The sequence below is a fragment of the Paenibacillus amylolyticus genome, from assembly GCF_051136285.1.
Taxonomy (GTDB): domain Bacteria; phylum Bacillota; class Bacilli; order Paenibacillales; family Paenibacillaceae; genus Paenibacillus; species Paenibacillus amylolyticus_F.
The window spans coordinates 664,643-685,808 of the sequence record NZ_CP194938.1; the positions used below are offsets into that span (position 1 = coordinate 664,643).

The window sequence follows — 21,166 nt, forward strand, 5'->3', positions numbered from 1 at the left end:
CCTATGTCTAAGCCATATCAGCAGCAGCTAGATGAACTTGCCGGACTTATTCTTCAGTACACGGTGAATGAGGGTGTCCATTCAACCGAACTTCCTTCCCTTTCTTTGATTCGTGAATCTGACATCACTGAGCCGATCTTCAGGTTGAACGAAGCTTCTTTTTGTATCGTCGTCCAGGGTCAAAAGGAAATGCTGCTCGGACAAGAACGTTTTCAGTACGGACCTGGCAGCTATATTGTAGCTACGATGGATTTGCCTGTAAGCGGCCAAGTAATAGAGGCTTCGCCTGTCGCTCCTTATCTCGCATTAAAGCTTGAATTCGCATGCAGTGAAATTCTGGAGGTAATTCAGCATACCCGTCTCTCCCCTATGTCGAACGATGCTACCAGACGAGCCATGTATGTGAGCAAAACCTCCTCAGAACTGCTGAATGCCGTGATCCGATTAGCTCAGTTGCTTGAAGGGGACGCGGAGGATATCTTCATGCTCTTCCCGTTGTATAAAAAGGAGATTTTGTACAGAGTACTCAAAGGACCTCAGGGCAGTGCACTGAAGCAGATGACACAAGAAGGATCACACACGTATCGTATTCGTAACGTGATCGAACACATGGTGACACATATTAGTCAGCCAGTCCGGATTGAAGAACTGGCAGAGCTGGCGAATATGAGCCAGGCTTCCTTCCATCGACATTTTAAAGCAGTCACTGCGATAAGCCCTCTTCAGTTCATCAAACAACTGCGTTTACAAGAAGCTCGCCGTCTGTTAATGTCTCAAGCTATGGACGCCTCAGAGGCTGCTTACCAGGTTGGATACGAGAGCCCATCGCAATTCAGCCGTGAGTATTCTCGCTTGTTCGGTTGTCCTCCAATGAAAGATATTCAACGACTCGGAGGGAATGAATACTAATTCCCTCTCATTAAAAATATCCCGGCCCACGCAAAGAGGCTCCACCTTAGACGGTGAGAGCCTCTTTTTCCGCTCACTTCATACTCTTCTATATGAAATCTGGCTGCATACCTTACTTGGAAGCCGAGAGCAAACTGTCTGTAATAAATTTAAGCTGTCCTTCCAAAGACACCGGATCGTTATAAGTGTCAGACGATGGATCAAGCTGATATACATGATTTGCTTTTACAGCAGGAAGGTTCTTCCACAACGTATTTTCATACACCTTCTTGGCATCACTTTGATCTCCAGACCACGGGCTGGTGAAAATAATGTCCCCTGCATACTCCGACAGCACTTCCATGGAAATCGAAGCCCAGCCTGTTCCGCTATCAATCGCTTCCGCTTGGGCCTTGGTTGGGGCTTTAAGTCCAAACTCGCCGTAGATGATCTCTCCCCCGCGACCATAGTTATGACCGAACACATATAACCCTTTTTCATATGGATTCAAAATGGATACGGTACGACTGCCTACAGCAGCTACGACTTTTGGTTTCAGCTCGTTAATCTGAGCATTCCATTGGGTAACCCACGCTTTGGCCGCATCTTCTCTGTTCGTGAGTTTGCCCATCTCCAGCATCAAATCTTTGAAATTGCGCTTACCGTATTCGATCTGCACAACAGGTGCAATCTGTGTCAGCTTGTCGATGCCTTCTGTACCCGTGTACACAAAAATCAGATCAGGCTTTAGAGCAAGCAGCTGCTCTGGCGTAGGCGCCTGTTCACCTAAATCTGTTGTTCCTTGTGCAGCAAGCTGCTCTTTGATATATTTGTTATTCATCGCCCCTGAATTTGCTCCAACGACAGGAGTATCCAGTGCTACAAAGTATCCTGTAGAGAAGGCTGTCAGATCCACAATCCGCTTCGGATTTTTCGGCACTTGTACTTCACCAGCGTCAGACTGGAATGAAACCATCTCTTCCTCTGAACCTGCTCCGGTGTCTGTTGAACCCTCTGTATTGTTACTCGTCTTGCTTCCTGCATCTGAAGATGCATTTGTCTGAGCTGCTCCATCCGTCGCTTGATTCGATGCAGACTGACCACATGCACTCAGGACGAGCATGAACACCAGCGCCATCATCATCCATATTGAACTTCTTTTTGTACTACGCAAAATAACCCCACCTTTAATGTATTGGATTCTATCGTTTAAATGATATTGATAATCGTTATCAACGATATCACGACTCTAGCCTTTTTACAATACAAGTTTAATATATTCATTCTGAACTTCGTCTATCAACTCCATAAGTAGGTTTCACATTACATTTTCCTGACAATTTCATTCCAAACTTGCCAGCTTGTGAGTTAAAAGGCTATCATCATTAGAGTGGATAGAGAGATTCAATTCAGAGAATGAACTTTAGAAAATGTAAACAAAAGTTTCAAGGAGGACAAGATGGATCAGATTATACTGTGGTTAAAGTACTTTTTTTTGGGCATTGTTCAAGGAGCAACGGAGCCGATTCCGGTCTCCTCCAGCGGTCATTTAATTATTGCCCAGCGGCTAATGGGGCTGAAGCAGAATGGCCTCTCATTTGAAATTTTGACGAACACTGCTTCATTAATTGCGATTGTTTTTATTTTTCGGGAAGACATCATGAAGCTGATTACGGGTGGATGGGGTTATCTTCGAACCCGCAAACCGGAATATCGGGCAGACTTTATGTTTTGCTTATATATCGTGATCGGTACGATCCCTGCTGCCGTTGCTGCTGTACTGTTCAAAGATCAGATTGAGAGCATCTTCTCATCTGTTTATACGGTTGCAGTGGCCCTGCTAATTACCGGTGTAGCGCTCTGGCTTATTCGTAATCTGCGCGGCCGCAAACAGGACGGAGATTTAAAGATGAAGGATGCTGTGCTGGTTGGACTCGCTCAGGCCGTTGCACTTATTCCGGGTATCAGCCGTTCGGGTGCTACCGTTATTTCGTCCATTGCAGTAGGCATGAAACAGGAGACGGCGTTAAAGTTCTCCTTTATGCTTTACATCCCGATCAGTATCGGCGGTGTGATTCTGGGAGCTTCAGATATAGCGCATGATCCTAATCGTGCTCAGCTCGCTATTCCTTACCTGATCGCGTTTATCACCACGCTGGTCGTTACCTATTTCTCGATGAGATGGTTTATGGGCATTATGGCCCGAGGCAATCTGAAGTATTTTTCATACTACTGCTTCGCGGCAGGAACATTGTTACTTATCTTTTTGTAAACAGATTCTCTAGACACTGCAAGGGACAACCACGACGGTTGTCCCTCTTTTATTAGATTCCATGTAATAATCTGAATTCCACATACACAGGATTCAGGACAACCGTATCTTTTCGCAATCCCTATTCGTTTACTTAAGAAATGTAAAGATCAGGTGTGTATTGAAACTTGTTATTAGGAGGGAGGTTTGATATTGATGTTAATTTCAAAAGGAATCAAGATGCTTGAACTCGTTTTTGAAGGGGTTATAATTCATCCTGTTCTGATATGGGATGAACAAACAGCCGTGTTAATTGATTCCGGTTTTCCGGGACAATATGACGATTTATGTCTTGCATTAGAGAAAATAGGCGTGCCGATTAGCCAACTAAAAGTAGTGATTTTGACGCATCAGGATGTGGACCATATAGGCTGTCTTCCCGAGATTTTGAAGGAGTGTGGTACTGGGGTCAGGATATATGCACACGAACTGGACAAGCCGCATATTGAGGGACATCTCCCGCTTATCAAAGACGACCACCTAGAACATCCCCCAAAAGGCAAGATTGATGAAACTGTAACGGATGGTCAGGAACTTCCGTTTTGTGGTGGAATTCGCGTTATTCACACGCCCGGGCATACTCCTGGTCATATCAGTCTTTATTTAATGCGTAGCAAAACGCTCATCGCCGGAGATTCCATGTACAGTGTTAACGGCCAGCTTGAAGGTATCCATGGTCCGACTACACTGGATATAGAGGCAGCGCGCTTCTCCTTGAAAAAGTATCTGGCACTAGACATTTCATCCGTAATTTGTTATCACGGTGGTCTCAGTGATAGGCATATAAAGGAACAGATCTCACGGCTGATTTAGAATTAAAAATGCAGATTCCAGTTTCTATTTTCATATATTAAGGTTTGGCATACTGTAAAATGGCTGTCGCCGCTCGCACTCGCAGCACTTCTTCTTCGCTTTGCAGGGCTTCTTTCAGTACTTGAAGTGCCGCTTGAATCAAAGCTTCATCCACATTTGCTGTGAGAGTGTTGCTTGTTTCGGCTGCTACGCTGACTGCAAGCGCGCGATCCAGCTGAGCTTCTGATACAGGATGCTCAAATTTCACGAGGATGGATGGTGTGTTCCACAAAGCCTGGACTTTATCGTTCAATTCTGCGTATGGAATACGTCCTAACCAAGTGACTCCCCGACGGTGACAGATCAATTCATCTTCAGCACCTAAGGAGTCGTCGTAATAATAGTCTCCGATATCCCCTACATAGGTCCATTCCTCATCCCTTATTAAGACGTAGTCCCCATCCTGCATCAGGTTAGCAAACATATGTAGTGTTGCAAGTGTATGAGTTAATTCCGTCTCCCCCAGGCTATAACGTTGAGCCAGTTGTTCTTTCCATTGCTCCGGTGGTGTAAGCTCAAGGTCCCCTAGACCAGACCAAGGGATGCCAATGAAGTTATCTTCCAGAAATGATGTTGTCCTGTTGAAGCCTTGCAATATAGTTTGAATGTAATACAGATTCATTGGTGTTCCTTCCTTTCACTCATTCATATGAACATAATTAGTCATTGTAACATCAGCGGTGTCTCTTTCAAACTTACACATTCTTAAACTCATACCAACCTTTTTTTGTTATATCCTAAGGCTATAACTAGATATAATATAAGGGAATTACGTTATAGCCGTGTATTTGTGATAAATTTTTGTTAACACATTGCAGAGGGGTTAGTTCAAATGACAAAAAGCAGCGTATTGGGATATCCACGAATCGGAGCCGATCGGGAATGGAAAAAAGCACTTGAGGCATTCTGGTCAGGAAAGTTGGAAGAGAATGAGCTGCACGCAAGGTTGCAGGAGATTCGGCTCGATCATTTGCGCAAGCAACAAGCGAAAGGCATTGATCTGATTCCAGTGAACGACTTCAGCTATTATGATCATATTCTGGATACAGCCGTAATGTTTGGTATTGTGCCAAAACGATTCGCTTATACCGGAGGCGCTGTGCCTCTCTCCGTCTATTACGGCATCGCCCGAGGAACGAAAGATGCCGCAGCCAGTGAAATGACCAAATGGTTCAATACGAACTATCACTATATTGTACCTGAACTGAACGATGCTTCGCCGGAATTGACCGAGAACAAACCACTAATCGCATACCTGGAAGCCAAAGAGAAACTGGGCATTGAAGGCAAACCGGTTATCGTTGGACCGCTGACCTTCCTGAAGCTATCCAAAGGCTATGATGCATCCGAAACGGATGCATGGATCGATCAGCTACTTCCTCTCTACACTCAGGTGCTGCAAGAACTTGCGGATGCTGGCGTGCAGTGGGTACAGATTGATGAGCCGGTTCTCGTAACCAAATTGAATGACGCGGATCTGCAGCGCTTGAACAAAATCTATACTGCTTTTGCATCCGCTGTTCCGGGTTTAAACATCTTGCTGCAAACGTACTTTGAATCCGTTGAAAACTACAACGAAATCATCAACTTGCCCGTTCAAGGCATCGGTCTTGACTTCGTGCATGGACTTGAAGGTAACCTGCAATCCATTCAAACGAGCGGTTTTCCGGCAGACAAAGTGCTGGGTGCAGGTATCATTGATGGACGCGGCATCTGGAAAGCATCCCTTCAGGACAAGCTGACATTGCTGGGCACCCTTACTTCTCTCGTAACAACTGAAAGGTTAGTTGTGCAATCCTCCTGCAGCTTGCTGCATGTGCCTGTGACAACAGCACGTGAAGCAAAACTTGCTGCTGAACTCAAAGATGCACTTGCATTTGCGGATGAAAAACTGGATGAGATCGTTATTTTGACCCAAGCACTCAGCAGCACCGATGCGGACATCACCGCTAAAATTAAAGACGCCGAGCAGAAACTACAGGCATTACAAAGCTCCGGGGATCGTAACCGCAAAGCCGTGCAGGAAGCCGTAGCTTCCATCCGTGTACAAGAGCCCAACCGCTCACGTCCATTTGCAGAACGTCATGTTGCCCAGCAACAGAAATGGCAATTGCCGTTGTTCCCCACAACAACAATTGGCAGTTTCCCGCAATCCACGGAGGTTAGAAAAGCTCGACAACAATGGCGTAAAAACGAACTAAGCAACGAACAATACGCTTCCTTTATCCGCGATCAGATTGACAGCTGGATTAACATTCAAGAAGAGATCGGCATTGATGTACTCGTTCATGGTGAGTTTGAACGCACGGACATGGTTGAATTTTTCGGTGAGAAGCTAGCTGGATTTGCCTTTACACAATACGGATGGGTACAGTCCTACGGATCACGTTGCGTGAAACCACCTGTTATTTTCGGAGATGTTGAATTTGTAGGTGAAATGACGGTTGAGGAAACAAAGTACGCACAGTCGAAAACAGACCGCCCTGTTAAAGGCATGTTGACAGGCCCGATCACGATTATGAACTGGTCCTTTGTACGGGATGATATTGAACGGGAAACGATAGCCTATCAATTGGCATACGCACTCAGACAAGAGGTTGAAGCGCTCGAAAAAGCAGGCATCGGCATGATTCAAGTGGATGAACCTGCCGTCCGTGAAGGTCTGCCGCTCAAGGAAAATAAACAAGCCAATTATCTGGATTGGGCAGTCAAAGCATTCCGCATTACGACATGCACCGTACAGGAAACAACCCAAATTCATACCCATATGTGCTATTGCGAATTCCACGATATGATTGATTCTATCGAAGCAATGGATGCGGATGTGATCTCCATTGAGACTTCACGCAGTCATGGTGAGCTGATTCACAGCTTTGAAGAGAATACGTATGAGTTAGGTATCGGACTTGGTGTATATGACATCCATAGCCCGCGTGTACCAAGCGTGGAAGAAATGAGCAACATGATTGATCGTGCTTTGCGTGTGCTTGATCCGAAGCTGTTCTGGATCAATCCAGACTGCGGTTTGAAAACACGCGGACAGGAAGAAACCGTAGCTTCCCTGAAAAACATGGTAGATGCTACCCGGATTGCACGGACAAAGTACAATACTACTCCTGTCCTGAATTAGGACAGTTGTGCAACAGATGATTCATACGTACGTTGTAATAACAAAATAACCTGTAGAGTCGCTGTAATACACTAAACAAAAATACTTAAAGAGCCGCAATCCTGTATCATGCAGGATTACGGTTCTTTATAGTTATGCACGTTTAAAATCGGCGTTGTAACATTTAACAGTTGTCATTGCAAAGAGTGTTTAGTTTGTTTTCTTTTAGATAGGGAATGATCAAGCACCGTTGTTACAACGCCAATCACAATGGCAAGCGCACCAATCTATTAAAAAGGGATCACCCTCTCAATTTGGTCTGGTGATGATGTTCATTCCCACACAGGGATATCAGGTTATTTTATTAGCTCATCGCAGGCTGAAGTGATTCCAGCAGTTTTTTAATCTGCTCATCATACTCCAGTTCAAATGATGGAAGAATCTCATCCAATCTTTGCTGGAACAGATCAGGATCTTGTACACCAATCTCAGCCCTTAATTCCATTTCCTCTTCTGAACCATTGTCGTTCAGAATCATGTTCAGCACGTCACTATTAAAATATTCACTTGGAGGAAGGATCAGCGCATTTATCAGGAATTGCATAAAAAAGAGATGGATATCATTTTCCTGATCCGCTTTTTTCATCGCTTGCTTCGTAAATAAGTTGATATATTTCTGAGCAAAATTAACTCCTTTCAGTTCGAAAGACCCACCATGTTCCACTCCTTTCCAACGCATGTCAGCCACAGAACTAAGCCACCAAGCTGGTTCGATGGCCTTCTGCATCCGCAGCAATACCTCTCGCTCAAACTGAGGATCAGGATGCACCCGCTGTGATTCCAAACATTTTCCTATCGTTTCCGCTTCGATCGCAGCAACGGTGATACCTTGTCCATGAATGGGATCAAAGCTGCAAAATGCATCGCCAAGAACGAGTAATCCAGAAGGCCAATCTTCCATGAGTTCAAAATGCTGGCGAATTGACTCGGAAATACGGTACCCCCTAGGCCCATGCAATGGCTCTAACTGCTCCATTAACTTTACAATTTTATCTGAAGCAAACAGATGTTTGATTTGTTCTTGAAACTCCTCCGGCTGAGTGGACGGATACTCCTCTCCTCCAGCATTGAAAAGAATGAGTCCAGCGATATCACCCTCGGTGCGCATAAATATGCTTGCACGAATACCTTGTCTAGGATCTGAATCAGACATCACCAATTCATTTGGAATAGGGGATTTTATTTTGTAATAACGGGTGCTGTAACCAAGAGATACCTTCAGCACTTCCGCTTCCGGCACAGACAATCCAATCTGATCAAGCCATCTGATCAATTTGGAGGAACGACCTGAGGCATCAATAACCATATCCGCTGGAAGTTGTTCTTCTCGCTTTTCCCCGTTTCTCTCTTTGGTGTAAATGCCTGTAATGGAGCGCTGATCTTCAGAGACCATTAGCCCGGTAACTTCCATGCTGGTTAAGAAGCTTATATGAGAAATATCCTGGATTCGTTTGCGCAGCACCCATTCCAGCAAAGCTCTGCTGCACGATGCAATTTTAAATGAGGAGGTATCCTCCTTATTAGCCAATGTACCGTACCGATTGCTAACGACAATCCTCTCATCATGTGAAGAGATTGCCCCCAAATCTATCAATTCTTCATTGTATCCTGGGAAATAATGTTCCAAAATCAGCGCGCCGCGCGGTTGTACACGATGTGGATGAAAAGATTGAGGTACCCCCTGCCGGTTCGATGGCTCCGTAGGGAATTCATCTCTTTCGATGATATATACGTCTTCATAAAAATCAGATAACATTCTGGCTGTAATCAACCCCGCTATCCCAGCCCCAATGACTACCGCTTTTTTCATGTCAGACATTATGACTTCATCCTTTCTTCCAAATTATTTATTCTACGCTTGTTGTTCATTAAAAATATTACTTATAATACCAATATATAATGAAAATCTCTCTTCTGGTAAGAATCAATATAGACATGCTGTATAGTTAAACTACGATATGGAAGAGGTGTAGATGAAATTATAGAGAAAAAGGTTGATTTAAGAGTTGCCCGAACTCAAAAGTTGTTAACTACTGCCTTTAAAGACCTGTTATCCGAGCAAGGAAAATTATTCAGCAATATCACGATTAAAGAAATATGTGACAAAGCCATGGTTCACCGTACTACCTTTTACAAGCATTTTGAGGATAAATTTGCGCTGTTACACTCGACCCTGACTTGGGTGTTACATGATTATTTACACATGAATATAGAAGATCGGTTACGGCAACCTTTACAAAGCCTATCTAGAATCATGTTGGAGAATTTACTGGAGCCGATTGTTCAAAATCAGAAGAATGACAAGGGATTTACTGAATTTTTCAGAAATTATATCGGGGATATATCCAGAAGAGATTTTCTGGAACTTAAAAGAAGAGGTAAACCATTTTCACCTCCCATAGAGCTTTTAGCCGAATATCATTCAGGGGTCATACGTTTACTTGTTACGTGGTGGATATATCATCTTGAAGAAGATGTTACGGCAGAACAGATGGATGAGTATTACTATCAAATGGTTAACGAGAAAATCATGTTGGAATAGCATACAACTCACTTTAAAATCAATGGCTGATTTTAGAGTGAATTGTATTTTCTTTCATTGAAATGTTGTTACTGAAAAGTGATTGTTTGTGAAGCCTATGATGTACGAAGAAGTGTCCTAAGCTATAGAACTATGAAAGAAAAAAAGACAACGATAACTAATCGTTGTCCTTTCTTGTAACTATTTTCCGATTGATAATCGTCAACATTCACATACTCTCCTCCAGCCATTGCTGTAAGGGAATATCCTCTGTCAGTTCACCAAGCAAGATATGGCTGAACTGCCCGGCTCGATCAATAACCATTGTGGCTGGCATGCCCGTGATACGGTACAGCTTGGATACCTTACCTGTCGCATCAACGATCACCGGAAAATCAAACTGATGGCTGTTCATAAACTCGTTAATTGTACCTTTGCTCTCCCCCACGTTGACAAACAGTGTCTCCACGCTGTTTTCATTTTGCTGAGCAAGCTCGTGAACCAAGGGCATTTCCCTTACACAAGGCGTACACCAGGATGCCCAGAAGTTAATCATCACGGCTTTGCCCCGGTAATTAGACAATTGGACTTGCTCGCCTTTGGAATTAAAAGCTGTAAAATCAGGAGCCTCTTCCCCTGCCTGAATAGGATTGTTGCTTTTTGAATCAGAGTTCGATAAATTCGCCAGCACAGCCCATACCCCTGTAACCAATGCTGTCAGTGCAATAAACATCGTAACGATACGTCTTATTTTCGCCACTTTCTTTTGTACGTCCTGTTGCGCACTGCTCGTACCCATGCTTTGCGGCTTGTTTTGCATGATCACATCACCTTCACTTTAATCCCAGACTCTGATGAAAAGCAGCATGAAGTGAACCATACTGATTCCGAATATCTTCTACGGTACCTTCCCCGACGTTACATCCCTGATTCATAAACATCACCTGATCTGCAATGTCATTCGCCACTTCAAGCTGATGTGTGGAGAATACAACCATGTGTCCTTCCTGTTTGACCCCTCTCAGCAAATGTATAAACTCCTGCATCCAAAAGGGATCTAATCCATTGGTAGGTTCGTCCATGATCAGAAGAGCGGGCTTTGCAAGCATCGCCTGGGCAAACAATACACGTTGCCGCATCCCTTTGGAAAAGGTGGTCACCCGTTTATGTTTTTGCTCGCCAAGTCCAACCATCACTAATACTTCCTCCACTCTCTTTCGGGGAAGTTTACGCAGAGAAGCCCAGAATGACAAAACTTCCTCGGCTGTAAGTCCCTGGCTGAACTGATAGTCATCCGGCATATACCCAATCTGATTCGCATACCGCTTGCGATCCTGTGACCAGCGTACGTTATTTACCATAATCTCCCCTGACGTTGGACGCAGAATGCCTGCAAGCATACGCAGTAAGGTACTTTTGCCTGCACCGTTTCCACCGCATACGGCGAGCACCTGACCGGAACCGAGATGAAAGGAGATATCTTGGACGATGGTTTGTTTTTTGATTTGTTTAACTAGTCCGTTTACCATAACTTCCGATTCAAGCACGCGAGCGCCCCCTTTCCCAGATGGCGTAGACCATGAGGATAGAAAAGCTTACCCATAACAGGCAGATCCCGATAAATATCGTACTTCCCCATGGCTGTTGCACCCACGTCACCCATTGATAATACTCAGGTCCCAGTATAGAACCGCCGCCCAGCTTGATCACGATAAATAGACGTACCAATTCAGCCGGATTCAGAAAAGTTAACACCACTAGCATCGGTTTGATCCAGAGGTACGGCATTAGCCCCAATATCGCAAGCAATAATGTTGGCCAGCCAATAACGGCGAAAAACCAGACCGATACAGAAATCGTCAATGCTTGCCAGCGATTACGCGACAAAGACCCAATCCAGAGAGCAATGCTCAGAAATAACAGTACAAGTCCGCAAGAGAATGCCAGAAACAGAAGATAGGTCAACAGATCAATCGGATTGCCAAGCAAGCCGCTGACAACTCCCATCAGTCCATATCCAAAGGTCACAATCGTCAGTAAAACGGCTGCTAGTCCAACATATTTACCTGTAATGAAGGATAGCGTTCCGATAGGATAGGTCGATAACAGTTGCCAACTGCCGTCCTCCTTTTCAGCGGTCAACGAGAAAGAACCCAGGAACAATGTCATCAGCGGTAATAGATAAAGAATCAAATTCAGCATCGAACCTGTTGTACCCGAGTATCCTTGTACCGGATTCTGTGCATTGAGAAGTAATAAACTTAAGCTAAATGTACAAAAAAGAACTAAAAACGAATATGCCCAGGGATTGCGAAATCCTGTTTTTAACTCTCTCTTGGCAATTTGTATCATGTCAGACATTGAATTCACCATTCCTTGTCAGCATCAGTGGCTGCCTGATCCTTCTTTCGATTCACCTTCGTCGTGTCCATGCCCTTCCCCGTCCATATTCATTTTATCCATGTTCTGAGTCCAGTCATGAGAGGCGAGATCTTCTGCAGTCATGATCTTGCCTACACCTTGTTCCTCTACGAATGCTTCAGCAGAAGCTTTATCCTTAAAGTTGACAATCCCGTAAGCCATAGGTGTTCTAAGCGAAGCATCATAAACATAAGTCGCTTTATTGAATTCAATCCATTTTTTGTCGTTGTAATCACGCACATAATCCATGCCAATATTGTCTGTTCCATTTTCCTTTTTCCATTGATTCATGCAGCCGAGATCATCAAATTTCAGATTTTTACCGTCCTTTGTTGTGAGTTGTGTGGCAAATGCATCATCTTTCACCTGCATGTTACAGATCACACAGATATCCACGTCCTCGTTAATCGGCACTGCCGCATACTTCTGCCCACATGCCGTTAACATCACCGTACCTAAGAGCAACATTATCGCTATAATCCATCGTTTATTCATTTTCTCCATACCCCCATATAAATCATCGTACTTGTAGACAAGCCGAGCAGAAGTAAACCAATCACCCATACGAGACTTGAGCGGGTTTTCACATTTGTTCCATCTGTCCCGGGTGTTCCAGATAATTCTGTGTTCTCGATGCTCATCTGTGGTGATTCGTCTGATGTCCATTTGTTTTTCCCTTCCGAATGCAACTCACTCAGAAAGACCATACCGGGTGATTGAAAAAACAGTTGATATGCAGCATTCCGGCTCACCAGTTGTTCATAGAACGGGTTAATTGCATATGAAAGTTCGCTGATCCCATCCTGATTCAGATCCAGTCCCTGAAACGAATCCCAATAGTTTTCCTTCAAAATATTATCCTTGCTGTCCATTGCCGATGCATCAATAACGTTGGAAATAAATCGATTTTGCATAAACTGATTTCCTTCAGCAAGCACCATCTGGATTCCAACGAAATTACGGATTAAGCCGTTGTCTTGGATTTCATTACCTGAAGATTCCGCGATATTCATGCCCACACGGTTGCCTTCAATCGTATTATTCTGAACCTTGGAACGATGTACGTCATAGAGTAAAATGCCTTGGGAATGAACATTCGTGCTCTGTTTCCGAAAGGTATTACCTGACACAACCGTATTTTTCACACCCATAATCATCGCGCCTGTCATGTTTTCTTCTCCAGTATTATTCGTGACCGATGACCCATCGATATACATACAATGAATGCCGTATCTGGTTCGAATTAAACGGTTATCGTTCACCACAGTATTCCGGCTATTCTCCAGATAGATTCCGTCGAGCATTCCGTGAATCTTATTGCCTTCGATCCGGCTGTTAGCGGAATTGTAGAGATCGATACCATTGCCTTTTTGACTGCTGGGGGTGGTGCTTGTCCCTGCCCATTCAATCGTATTGTCTTGTATTACGGCAGAAGCTGCATCACGCAGAAGCAAGCCAGCCCCTTTGGAGCGAATCGTAAGTTCAGCGACTTCGCTATTGCTGCCCGTAATTTGCACGGCGGCGGCTGGCTGACGACCGTTATGCTCAACCCTGAACCCTTCCAACTTTACATCGCTTGCTTGAATGGATATAGCTGCTTGTTCCTGTTCATTGTGTACGGTAACCGCCGTATTCCCAATTAGAGTAAGCGGCTTAGTAATGACAACGGGCCCAGAGTATCGACCGGTTTCCAGATGGATTTCTGCTCCAGCATCCGCTTGATCTATGATTGGCTGAAGTGGAACAGATTGCTTTTCTTCATTTACTCCAGTTGCAGCCACGTCTCTTTGAAATGCGGGAAGCAGTCCAAATCCGATCAAAATGAGAGCAACCAGTGCTAGTTTACTGAATTGGAATCGTTTATTTGTATTCCTATTTTTAATTGTATTTTTCTTTTTAAGCTTATTTTTGTTTTTACATCGATCATTCACGTTCAGAATGTGTAAACCCCCAATTCCTCTGCATTTTTCATGCATTTCATCACCACTTCCCTCCATTCCTAGTCTATAGTGTTACAGTAAAGCGTTATCCCAGTCCTTCACACAGTGTATCGAAAATGATAAATTTCCCATATAGCCCCATTAGGCTATAGTCTGCTTCCTTTTGTGTCCAAATTGTGATTGAATGAAAAAAGTCGCCAGATTGGCGACTTTAGACATGACATGTTCAGTTTATGCAAATGGATAGGTCCAGAAGCGTTCACGCCCAAAACGTGCTTGAAGTTCTTCATCGTTCAGCTTGCGATTACCAAGCAACTCTGCTGCTTGAAACTGCGAGCGGTGGGCACGAATCGAGGCCAGCTTTTGCTCCAGAAATTTGGAGACATCTACGGTTACATCTGGTTTACCAATATGCTGCTCGTGATTATTAGAGAAAGCTACACAGTGAACGACTGGACGATGCTCCAGTGGTAAACGGCTAACCACTCGGATCACTGCGGCTCCTGTCGCATCATGATCGGGGTGTACACTGAATCCAGGATAAAAAGTAAAGATCAGTGTAGGTTTGATCTCCTCAAGCAGAGCCATAATGCTGCCATCCAGCAATTGAGGGTCTTCGAACTCTACCATTTTATCGTGAAAACCAAGCATCCTTAAATCTTGAATACCAATCGCACTAGCTGCTTCAATAAGCTCATCTTTGCGGATGGCTGGCAGGGTCACGCGGTTCGCAAACGGCGGAATGCCCATGTTACGTCCCATCTCGCCCAAAGTCAGACAAGCATATGTAACGTGTGCTCCACGATCAATATATTTAGCTAGCGTGCCCGATACCGAGAATGCTTCGTCGTCTGGATGGGGATAAACCACCAGGATGCGTTGGTGCTCATCATGTGAATTCTTTGCCATATGTTGTTCCTCCGCTCCCATTAGAACTTCTCCCGGCTCAGCTGTAATGCGACAACCAGTTTGCCTTGGCTGTCATGGCCGGCCATAATCAATCTTTCTTGTTCCTGCTCATCAATATGTGTAAGTCCTTCGGCATAAACCCAGCCATCTGTCGTCTTCAAGCCGACACGATAAGGTCCCTCACCTGAGATGGAGCCCTGTGTATATCGAATAGCCGCATTGGTAATAAAGGCCGAAGCTGGATGCCGTGAACTATCGTAATGTTGAGCGTAAGCGCCTGTTGTCATTTCAAGATGCATATATACATCCTGATTAACAAGGCGATCTAGCCGAAGCTGAATATCTTGTGGTTGTATCAGTTGCATGACGGCCTCCCTGTTTCATGTTAAGTGTGAACTCCATTTTATCATATGCAACAAGGAATATACATTTAAAGCTGCTCAGAAGCATAAAATGACAAGGCTTTGTCCTCGAAAACATGAACTTTCTTCTGCAATCTTTATTTTTCAAATGGTACAAAATCGATTAGATTAGTATATGTACCATTATATCTCTCACATTTATTCAAGATCAGAAGCATCAAAAGGAGCTGCTCCCCATGAAATCGATCATACAGTTATTACATTTTGGCTATCATCAAGCCATGAGCTGCATTTTTCCTGTAGCTATTTTTGGTACACTGGCTCTTTCAACGGTCATTCCATTTCCTTATATCCACCGCTATGATGCAATCCTGCTTATTCTGCTTGCTGTTCAATATTTGATGTTTCGCAGTGGGTTAGAGACATTGGACGAAATCAAGGTCATATGTGTATTCCACTTGATCGGTCTCCTGCTGGAGATTTACAAAGTACATATGGGATCATGGTCTTATCCGGAACCTGCGTATAGCAAAATATTTGGCGTTCCGCTGTACAGCGGATTCATGTACGCCAGTGTAGCCAGCTTCATGTGTCAAATCTGGCGAAGACTGCGTATGGATATGACCAGCTGGCCGGGTGTGATTCCCTCCATGCTGCTTGGTGGAGCCATCTATCTTAATTTTTTCACCCATCACTTTATCCCGGATTTTCGCTGGTGGTTGACAGCACTTGTATTTGTAGTCTTCTGGAAAACGTGGATTATCTACCGGGTACGCCTGACAACCTACCGTATGCCATTGTCTCTTGCTTTCATTATTGTAGGTTTCTTTATCTGGCTGGCAGAAAATATCGCTACCTTCTTCAACGGCTGGAAATATCCGGATCAACATGAGAGTTGGCAACTGGTGAGCTTCAGCAAGATCAGTTCATGGTTTCTGCTGGTCATTATCAGTGTAATCATCGTTGCACAGCTCAAACACGTGAAAGCCAATCGCACAGCAAAATAACTTCAAGAAGACCATGTGCGGATCACATCGAAGCTGACTTTTCACCCAACTTCAGTGATCCGCTATCGTTTACCATTTCATTTTGCTTGCTGCCAACTTGTTTCCCCTCTTCATCATATACTTTAATGGTATAGGGTGTACCTTCCGATGAAGGTAACATCACAAACCAGACGTACTCCTCCATATCTGTTCTGATCAACTTGGCTTCCGTTATGGACATGGAGCCGTTCTGTTCTGTTTCAGCAGTTACACGCTGGATACCCGGATGCTCGATTGTACCAAATACCATCGGAAAAGGAGTGTCTATCCCGTCAAGCATCGGTAAGTTCATATAATACAATGCATACTCAGACGGATCTATATCTCCGATTCCATAACCTCCGCCCCATACCCACTTCCACCCAAAACTATTTTTTCGCACGTACTCCAGCTGCAAATTACTTGATGCCTCACTGTTGGTTCTCTGCGTAAACAAAATCATCCCATCGTCCACAGGCTCCTTATGAACTAAATGGACATTAGAGGTTGAATTCCTTAATTGTTGAACTGCATCCTCAGGCGTACTGCCGATCGGAATCGACATGGTTTTGTCCAGCCCCATAGCTTTGGACAAGGTCCGATCCGCCAGACCACCTGGCTTTTCTTTGATATACATATAGGTGTATACCGATATCACAGAGAGTGCTAAGAGCATGATCGTTACGGCTATAATCTTGAGGATGTTTCCTTTTCCTTTACTCATGTTCAAGCCTCCTTCTTAAAATAGATAAATTAATAATATAAAACATAAACCTATCTAATATTACCATAATTATCATAATCACTCTTTCATTTCTATAATGAAAGACAAAAAAAGCCGCCAAACGGCGGCTTTATCTTATTAACGGCGCATAGTCTAGTCATGCCTTACGCATGCCCTAGTGCTCCATTCTTCATATGTCGTATCCTCACTTAATATTCTCCAAGGAAGATCACTTCGGTTTCCAATTCCACCTGAAACGTATCCCACACCTTTTTCTGAATAAACTGAATCAGATCCTCATAATCCTTGGCGGTAGCGTGATCCACATTCACGATAAATCCTGCATGTTTGGTCGAGATTTCAGCTCCTCCGATGCGTGTGCCTTGCAATTGGCAATCTTGAATCAGTTTACCGGCAAAATGTCCTTCCGGACGTTTGAACACACTTCCGCATGAAGGGTATTCCAGAGGCTGCTTCGATTCTCTCAGGAACGTTAATTCCTTCATCTTGCTGGAGATTTCTTCTTTATTCCCTTCGCTAAGCATGAACTCGGCGTCCAGAATAATATAATGATCCATCTTGAAAAGACTGTTGCGGTAACTCAGCTTCATCTCTTCCCGCCGGATCACGATAACCTTGCCTTCACGGGTAATGACCGTCGCCTTTTCAATCACATCTGCAATCTGACCACCGTAAGCACCGGCATTCATATATAAAGCGCCTCCTGTACTGCCAGGAATGCCACAAGCGAACTCCATACCGGTCAGGCTATGTTCCAGAGCAGCTCTGGATACGTCTATAATATCGGAGCCGCTTTGCGCCAACATGCGTGTACCATGGACTTCGATCTGGTCGAAACGGCTGAGCGAAATGGTGACGCCCCGGATGCCTCCATCCTTAATAATAACGTTAGAGCCTTTGCCAATGACGGTCAACGGCAGCTGATGACTGTTCGCAATTTCCACAACTTTGGTGATCTCCTCCACCGTGGTTGGATGCACGAGGATATCAGCCTTGCCCCCAATTTGGATAAACGTATGGTTTTTTAGTGGTTCATTACATTTCACTTTTTCGTTAGGTATGTGATTCTCAAAAATATTCATGATTTTCTCTCCCTGCGTTCTTCAAAAAGAACATGATTCCTACATTGTAAATCGAAACACACTCCGATGACAATCTATCCTCATAATTCCCTGTACAGACCGATGAAATTCAACCGTATACTATAATGATATTCGCCTGTTTGCTGAATTGGTACTCAAGTACACGTTAAATTATAAATGAACTACAATTTTCAGATCGTCCGGCATAAAAAAAAGCAATAGCGCTGCGGTTTTATTACCCGCAGCGCTTGAACATTCTACCACACATTCTTGAATCCCTCTATCATTTGAATAGAAGTCCAGTTCATAACCGTCCGTCAACGGGTATATCCGTCTTTGTCAATTCAGCAGATAACGCCCATAAACGCTCCGCCTGCTCTGCATCAATCGCATATGGCTTCACGCCGTAAAAACCGCCGTCTTCGGGAGCCATCTCACTGATATTACAATCTTCACAGTAAACACCGCCCATGCCTTCAAGCTGAGGAGCAGTTGCAGCCCAAACTTGGGTTGCTGCACCCTGCTCGGGTGATTTAAACCCCGGATTAGCCACATTGCCGGACTCATCAATCCAGCCAAGTGCAATCATCTCATCTTTGGGCATATAACGTTGTAACGGAGTCATAATCCCGCCCGGGTGTACAGCAAAAGCACGAACTCCATGCTGCTTGCCAATTCTATCAAGTTCGACCGTGAATAAGCTGATCGCCGTTTTGGACTGACCGTATGCCGGAAACTTTTCGTATCCCTGTTCAAAATGAATATCATGCCAGCGAATCGGCGAGAAATGATGCCCTGCAGAGGAAAGCGAAACAACCCGAGCGCCCCCTTCACTAACCAAAGCAGGCCATAATTGAGTCGTTAACGCAAAGTGTCCCAGATGGTTCGTTGCAAACTGCGCTTCCCACCCTGGTCCAATACGTGTCTCCGGGCAGGCCATAATACCTGCGTTCAGAATTAACATGTCGATGCTGCGTTCACTTGCCAGAAAACGTTCTGCGAATGCAGCAACACTGGACAGGTCAGCCAGATCAAGCTCGTGCACTTCGACGTTCTCAAGATCTGCCAAAGCTTCACGTGCAGCATCAGGTCTGCGTGCAGCCACAGCAACATGTGCTCCCGCTCGGACCAGTGCGCGTGTTGTCTCCAGTCCCAGACCGGAATATCCACCTGTCACGACAGCAAGGCGCCCTGACAGATCCAGGCCATGTAAGACCTCATCCGCTGTGCTGCTCTTGTCAAAACCTGAATTTATGTTCTTCTGCACTGTTCTTGTGTCTTTATTTATATTCATTCGACTCAGCTCCTTATACTCTGACTGTAACTGCTTATAGTATTTATCCCTGTTGGGACTTCTATAATCAGTCTACACCTTAGAGTGAACTCGAAGTCAAATCATGCCCGTTAAAACATTCTTTCAAATAATGATGATAGCCGTACACTAATCTTTATTTCAATGATGCTGGCAGTCTGACTCCAGTTAGTTTACCCTCCGACTGGATGATGATCATATCTCCAGTTTTCAACGTTTGATTATACCTATCCCCACCGGTTTTTATACGAAAAACAGGTTGGCCTGTGACCATATTCATCGCGATCAGTGTGCCATTGCGTTGCGCCCGGTACATCCCTTTTCCATATACATCAAGCTGAGAAACAGGAGCATCCCCGTTCCATGATACATTTTGTCCATTGGCCAGCTTTACACCAGCAAGTTCTCCATTCGCAGGGTTTCTGAATATCAAACGTTGTTGTGCAACACCAAGCATTTCCATATTATCACCATAAGGTTTCAAAAACGTGCGCAAAGGAGCAGCTCCAGACTTATATTGATCAAGCGCATACTCTGCAATTATGCCGTCCTGTTCCATATACAGCTTGCCTTCGAAGGCCATAATTCCTCCACGGCCATTTGCATATGGTGCTTGTCCAGATAGCTTCCAGCTGTATTCTTGACTTCCTTTTAACACCCCTGTCTTCAAGTTATAAACGTTGATCGTCCATTTTCGAATAGGTGAAGACTCATCATCTTGGAGCGCGGGTGAGTGATAGTCCACCGAATAAACAAGTCCATTTTTGATCTGAATGGCTTCTCCCTGACCAAATTTATCCCACAGTTTCTTGCCCGTCTTTTGATCATAAGCATTAAGCTGAATAGATGTCAGTGCACCTTGCACCATAAAACTTCGAAGTACAACGTCTCCGGATTCTACCAGATACTCTGTTCCATTTCCTTCTCCTGCCGCTTCATTGGCTTTCCACCGAAGCTTGCCTGACTCGATATTTAATGCATAGGTTTGACTGCCGTATATGACGTATAACCTATTTTTGGTTGGGACTACTGCTTGGGTATATGGATCAGTATCGCTAGAAGTCGTTATACTGGATTGCCACTTCACTTTGCCCGTTTTGGCATTCAAAGCATAGGGCTTGTGACTACCGCTAAGTCCGTAGAGAACACCATCAAGGTAAGCGATCGTTGGGTTTAATTTACTGCCATAAGTCCATAATACCTTGCCTGTCTTTGCATCCAGCGCGATTAGCTTTGAATCTCGAAACGTATATATTTTTCCATCTTCTGCGACCGCGTTACTCGCCATAAACCGTTCGCTCATATTCAGATAATTATCGACCTTTGCCGTCCAGGAAGGTTTCAATTCAGGTAGTTGCATGTTTTGTCCGGCATACCAATTACGCGCAGAGATATCTGCTTGCTCGGCATAAACCTGTGATGGTAAAACCACGACAGCGCATTGCAGCATCAATACTCCAGCAGTCAGCCCAGCAGCAACGGATTTCAGTTTACCAGTCTTGCGAGTTCCTGAGATGCGATGGTTCTTTTTTGATAACATGGTCACTTTACCTCCTGAAAAATATATGTAAGCCATCACATATATAACGCAGCGGGTGAGCAAAATGTTTCCATTTCACTTTGTGTCAT

Annotated in this window: 20 protein-coding genes; 6 read left to right on the top strand and 14 right to left on the bottom strand. The window is 44.4% G+C overall.

The window, feature by feature from the left end; genetic code table 11:
* Nucleotides 1–3 precede the first annotated feature (3 nt).
* Nucleotides 4–909, top strand: a complete 906-nt coding sequence (locus ACR8BL_RS02965) for an AraC family transcriptional regulator N-terminal domain-containing protein (RefSeq protein WP_434751230.1) — start codon at nucleotides 4–6, stop codon at nucleotides 907–909.
* 112 nt (nucleotides 910–1,021) lie between these two features.
* Here the strand turns inward: ACR8BL_RS02965 and ACR8BL_RS02970 are convergent, their stop codons facing one another.
* A complete protein-coding gene (locus ACR8BL_RS02970) occupies nucleotides 1,022–2,062 on the bottom strand; it encodes an ABC transporter substrate-binding protein (RefSeq protein WP_434751231.1) in 1,041 nt (346 codons plus the stop codon).
* 285 nt (nucleotides 2,063–2,347) lie between these two features.
* Here ACR8BL_RS02970 and ACR8BL_RS02975 point away from each other — a divergent pair, with 285 nt between their 5' ends.
* Nucleotides 2,348–3,160 (top strand): undecaprenyl-diphosphate phosphatase, encoded by an 813-nt coding sequence (locus tag ACR8BL_RS02975; RefSeq protein ID WP_434751232.1) that lies wholly within the window; start codon nucleotides 2,348–2,350, stop codon nucleotides 3,158–3,160.
* Nucleotides 3,161–3,355: 195 nt separating this feature from the next.
* Complete coding sequence (locus tag ACR8BL_RS02980; RefSeq protein ID WP_434751233.1) at nucleotides 3,356–4,012, top strand: MBL fold metallo-hydrolase; 657 nt, start codon at nucleotides 3,356–3,358, stop codon at nucleotides 4,010–4,012.
* Between the two features lie 37 nt (nucleotides 4,013–4,049).
* On the opposite strand, the gene ACR8BL_RS02985 is transcribed toward ACR8BL_RS02980, so the two are convergent.
* Nucleotides 4,050–4,673, bottom strand: a complete 624-nt coding sequence (locus ACR8BL_RS02985) for a hypothetical protein (RefSeq protein WP_434751234.1) — start codon at nucleotides 4,671–4,673, stop codon at nucleotides 4,050–4,052.
* 210 nt (nucleotides 4,674–4,883) lie between these two features.
* Here ACR8BL_RS02985 and metE point away from each other — a divergent pair, with 210 nt between their 5' ends.
* The gene (gene metE, locus ACR8BL_RS02990) at nucleotides 4,884–7,181 is read left to right on the top strand and encodes a 5-methyltetrahydropteroyltriglutamate--homocysteine S-methyltransferase (protein ID WP_434751235.1); all 2,298 of its coding nucleotides are present in this window, start codon (nucleotides 4,884–4,886) and stop codon (nucleotides 7,179–7,181) included.
* A 343-nt stretch (nucleotides 7,182–7,524) separates the two neighbouring features.
* Here metE and ACR8BL_RS02995 read toward each other — a convergent pair whose 3' ends face one another.
* Nucleotides 7,525–9,039, bottom strand: a complete 1,515-nt coding sequence (locus ACR8BL_RS02995) for an FAD-dependent oxidoreductase (RefSeq protein ID WP_434751236.1) — start codon at nucleotides 9,037–9,039, stop codon at nucleotides 7,525–7,527.
* Between the two features lie 204 nt (nucleotides 9,040–9,243).
* Here ACR8BL_RS02995 and ACR8BL_RS03000 point away from each other — a divergent pair, with 204 nt between their 5' ends.
* On the top strand, nucleotides 9,244–9,762 hold the full coding sequence (locus tag ACR8BL_RS03000) for a TetR/AcrR family transcriptional regulator (protein ID WP_434751237.1): 519 nt from the start codon (nucleotides 9,244–9,246) through the stop codon (nucleotides 9,760–9,762).
* A gap of 208 nt (nucleotides 9,763–9,970) precedes the next feature.
* Here ACR8BL_RS03000 and ACR8BL_RS03005 read toward each other — a convergent pair whose 3' ends face one another.
* The 7 genes from ACR8BL_RS03005 to ACR8BL_RS03035 form a co-directional block, all read right to left on the bottom strand.
* Entirely contained in the window at nucleotides 9,971–10,561 is a 591-nt protein-coding gene (locus ACR8BL_RS03005; RefSeq protein WP_434751238.1) for a TlpA family protein disulfide reductase, read from the bottom strand.
* A 13-nt stretch (nucleotides 10,562–10,574) separates the two neighbouring features.
* A complete protein-coding gene (gene ccmA / locus ACR8BL_RS03010) occupies nucleotides 10,575–11,288 on the bottom strand; it encodes a heme ABC exporter ATP-binding protein CcmA (RefSeq protein WP_434751239.1) in 714 nt (237 codons plus the stop codon).
* The gene (locus ACR8BL_RS03015; protein WP_434751240.1) at nucleotides 11,281–12,102 is read right to left on the bottom strand and encodes an ABC transporter permease; all 822 of its coding nucleotides are present in this window, start codon (nucleotides 12,100–12,102) and stop codon (nucleotides 11,281–11,283) included. The genes ccmA and ACR8BL_RS03015 overlap by 8 nt, the downstream gene beginning before the upstream one ends.
* A 24-nt stretch (nucleotides 12,103–12,126) precedes the next feature.
* Nucleotides 12,127–12,657: a nitrous oxide reductase accessory protein NosL gene (locus ACR8BL_RS03020; RefSeq protein ID WP_434751241.1), complete on the bottom strand. Its 531-nt coding sequence runs from the start codon at nucleotides 12,655–12,657 to the stop codon at nucleotides 12,127–12,129.
* Nucleotides 12,654–14,093: a right-handed parallel beta-helix repeat-containing protein gene (locus tag ACR8BL_RS03025; protein WP_434751242.1), complete on the bottom strand. Its 1,440-nt coding sequence runs from the start codon at nucleotides 14,091–14,093 to the stop codon at nucleotides 12,654–12,656. Before ACR8BL_RS03025 ends, ACR8BL_RS03020 begins: the two co-directional genes overlap by 4 nt.
* A gap of 240 nt (nucleotides 14,094–14,333) precedes the next feature.
* On the bottom strand, nucleotides 14,334–15,011 hold the full coding sequence (gene bshB2, locus ACR8BL_RS03030) for a bacillithiol biosynthesis deacetylase BshB2 (protein ID WP_434751243.1): 678 nt from the start codon (nucleotides 15,009–15,011) through the stop codon (nucleotides 14,334–14,336).
* Nucleotides 15,012–15,031: 20 nt separating this feature from the next.
* A complete protein-coding gene (locus tag ACR8BL_RS03035) occupies nucleotides 15,032–15,376 on the bottom strand; it encodes a YojF family protein (RefSeq protein ID WP_434751244.1) in 345 nt (114 codons plus the stop codon).
* A 233-nt stretch (nucleotides 15,377–15,609) separates the two neighbouring features.
* Here ACR8BL_RS03035 and ACR8BL_RS03040 point away from each other — a divergent pair, with 233 nt between their 5' ends.
* On the top strand, nucleotides 15,610–16,380 hold the full coding sequence (locus ACR8BL_RS03040) for a DUF817 domain-containing protein (protein WP_434751245.1): 771 nt from the start codon (nucleotides 15,610–15,612) through the stop codon (nucleotides 16,378–16,380).
* A 22-nt stretch (nucleotides 16,381–16,402) separates the two neighbouring features.
* Here ACR8BL_RS03040 and ACR8BL_RS03045 read toward each other — a convergent pair whose 3' ends face one another.
* From ACR8BL_RS03045 to ACR8BL_RS03060, 4 genes are all read right to left on the bottom strand, one after another.
* On the bottom strand, nucleotides 16,403–17,122 hold the full coding sequence (locus tag ACR8BL_RS03045; RefSeq protein WP_434751246.1) for a hypothetical protein: 720 nt from the start codon (nucleotides 17,120–17,122) through the stop codon (nucleotides 16,403–16,405).
* Between the two features lie 209 nt (nucleotides 17,123–17,331).
* Nucleotides 17,332–18,225, bottom strand: coding sequence for a UDP-N-acetylmuramate dehydrogenase (gene murB / locus ACR8BL_RS03050; protein WP_434751247.1), 894 nt, complete (start codon nucleotides 18,223–18,225; stop codon nucleotides 17,332–17,334).
* Between the two features lie 304 nt (nucleotides 18,226–18,529).
* Entirely contained in the window at nucleotides 18,530–19,519 is a 990-nt protein-coding gene (locus ACR8BL_RS03055; RefSeq protein ID WP_434751248.1) for an SDR family NAD(P)-dependent oxidoreductase, read from the bottom strand.
* A 154-nt stretch (nucleotides 19,520–19,673) separates the two neighbouring features.
* Entirely contained in the window at nucleotides 19,674–21,077 is a 1,404-nt protein-coding gene (locus ACR8BL_RS03060) for a PQQ-binding-like beta-propeller repeat protein (protein ID WP_434751249.1), read from the bottom strand.
* Nucleotides 21,078–21,166: the final 89 nt, after the last annotated feature.

Bases quoted from the DNA above. Each gene is read 5' to 3' on its own strand.
- ACR8BL_RS02965 (WP_434751230.1), top strand. From the start codon at position 4: ATGTCTAAGCCATATCAGCAGCAGCTAGATGAACTTGCCGGACTTATT.
- ACR8BL_RS02975 (WP_434751232.1), top strand. From the start codon at position 2,348: ATGGATCAGATTATACTGTGGTTAAAGTACTTTTTTTTGGGCATTGTT.
- ACR8BL_RS02980 (WP_434751233.1), top strand. From the start codon at position 3,356: ATGTTAATTTCAAAAGGAATCAAGATGCTTGAACTCGTTTTTGAAGGG.
- ACR8BL_RS02985 (WP_434751234.1), bottom strand. From the start codon at position 4,673: ATGAATCTGTATTACATTCAAACTATATTGCAAGGCTTCAACAGGACA.
- metE (WP_434751235.1), top strand. From the start codon at position 4,884: ATGACAAAAAGCAGCGTATTGGGATATCCACGAATCGGAGCCGATCGG.
- ACR8BL_RS02995 (WP_434751236.1), bottom strand. From the start codon at position 9,039: ATGTCTGACATGAAAAAAGCGGTAGTCATTGGGGCTGGGATAGCGGGG.
- ACR8BL_RS03005 (WP_434751238.1), bottom strand. From the start codon at position 10,561: ATGCAAAACAAGCCGCAAAGCATGGGTACGAGCAGTGCGCAACAGGAC.
- ACR8BL_RS03015 (WP_434751240.1), bottom strand. From the start codon at position 12,102: ATGTCTGACATGATACAAATTGCCAAGAGAGAGTTAAAAACAGGATTT.
- ACR8BL_RS03020 (WP_434751241.1), bottom strand. From the start codon at position 12,657: ATGAATAAACGATGGATTATAGCGATAATGTTGCTCTTAGGTACGGTG.
- bshB2 (WP_434751243.1), bottom strand. From the start codon at position 15,011: ATGGCAAAGAATTCACATGATGAGCACCAACGCATCCTGGTGGTTTAT.
- ACR8BL_RS03035 (WP_434751244.1), bottom strand. From the start codon at position 15,376: ATGCAACTGATACAACCACAAGATATTCAGCTTCGGCTAGATCGCCTT.
- ACR8BL_RS03040 (WP_434751245.1), top strand. From the start codon at position 15,610: ATGAAATCGATCATACAGTTATTACATTTTGGCTATCATCAAGCCATG.
- ACR8BL_RS03045 (WP_434751246.1), bottom strand. From the start codon at position 17,122: ATGAGTAAAGGAAAAGGAAACATCCTCAAGATTATAGCCGTAACGATC.
- murB (WP_434751247.1), bottom strand. From the start codon at position 18,225: ATGAATATTTTTGAGAATCACATACCTAACGAAAAAGTGAAATGTAAT.
- ACR8BL_RS03055 (WP_434751248.1), bottom strand. From the start codon at position 19,519: ATGAATATAAATAAAGACACAAGAACAGTGCAGAAGAACATAAATTCA.
- ACR8BL_RS03060 (WP_434751249.1), bottom strand. From the start codon at position 21,077: ATGTTATCAAAAAAGAACCATCGCATCTCAGGAACTCGCAAGACTGGT.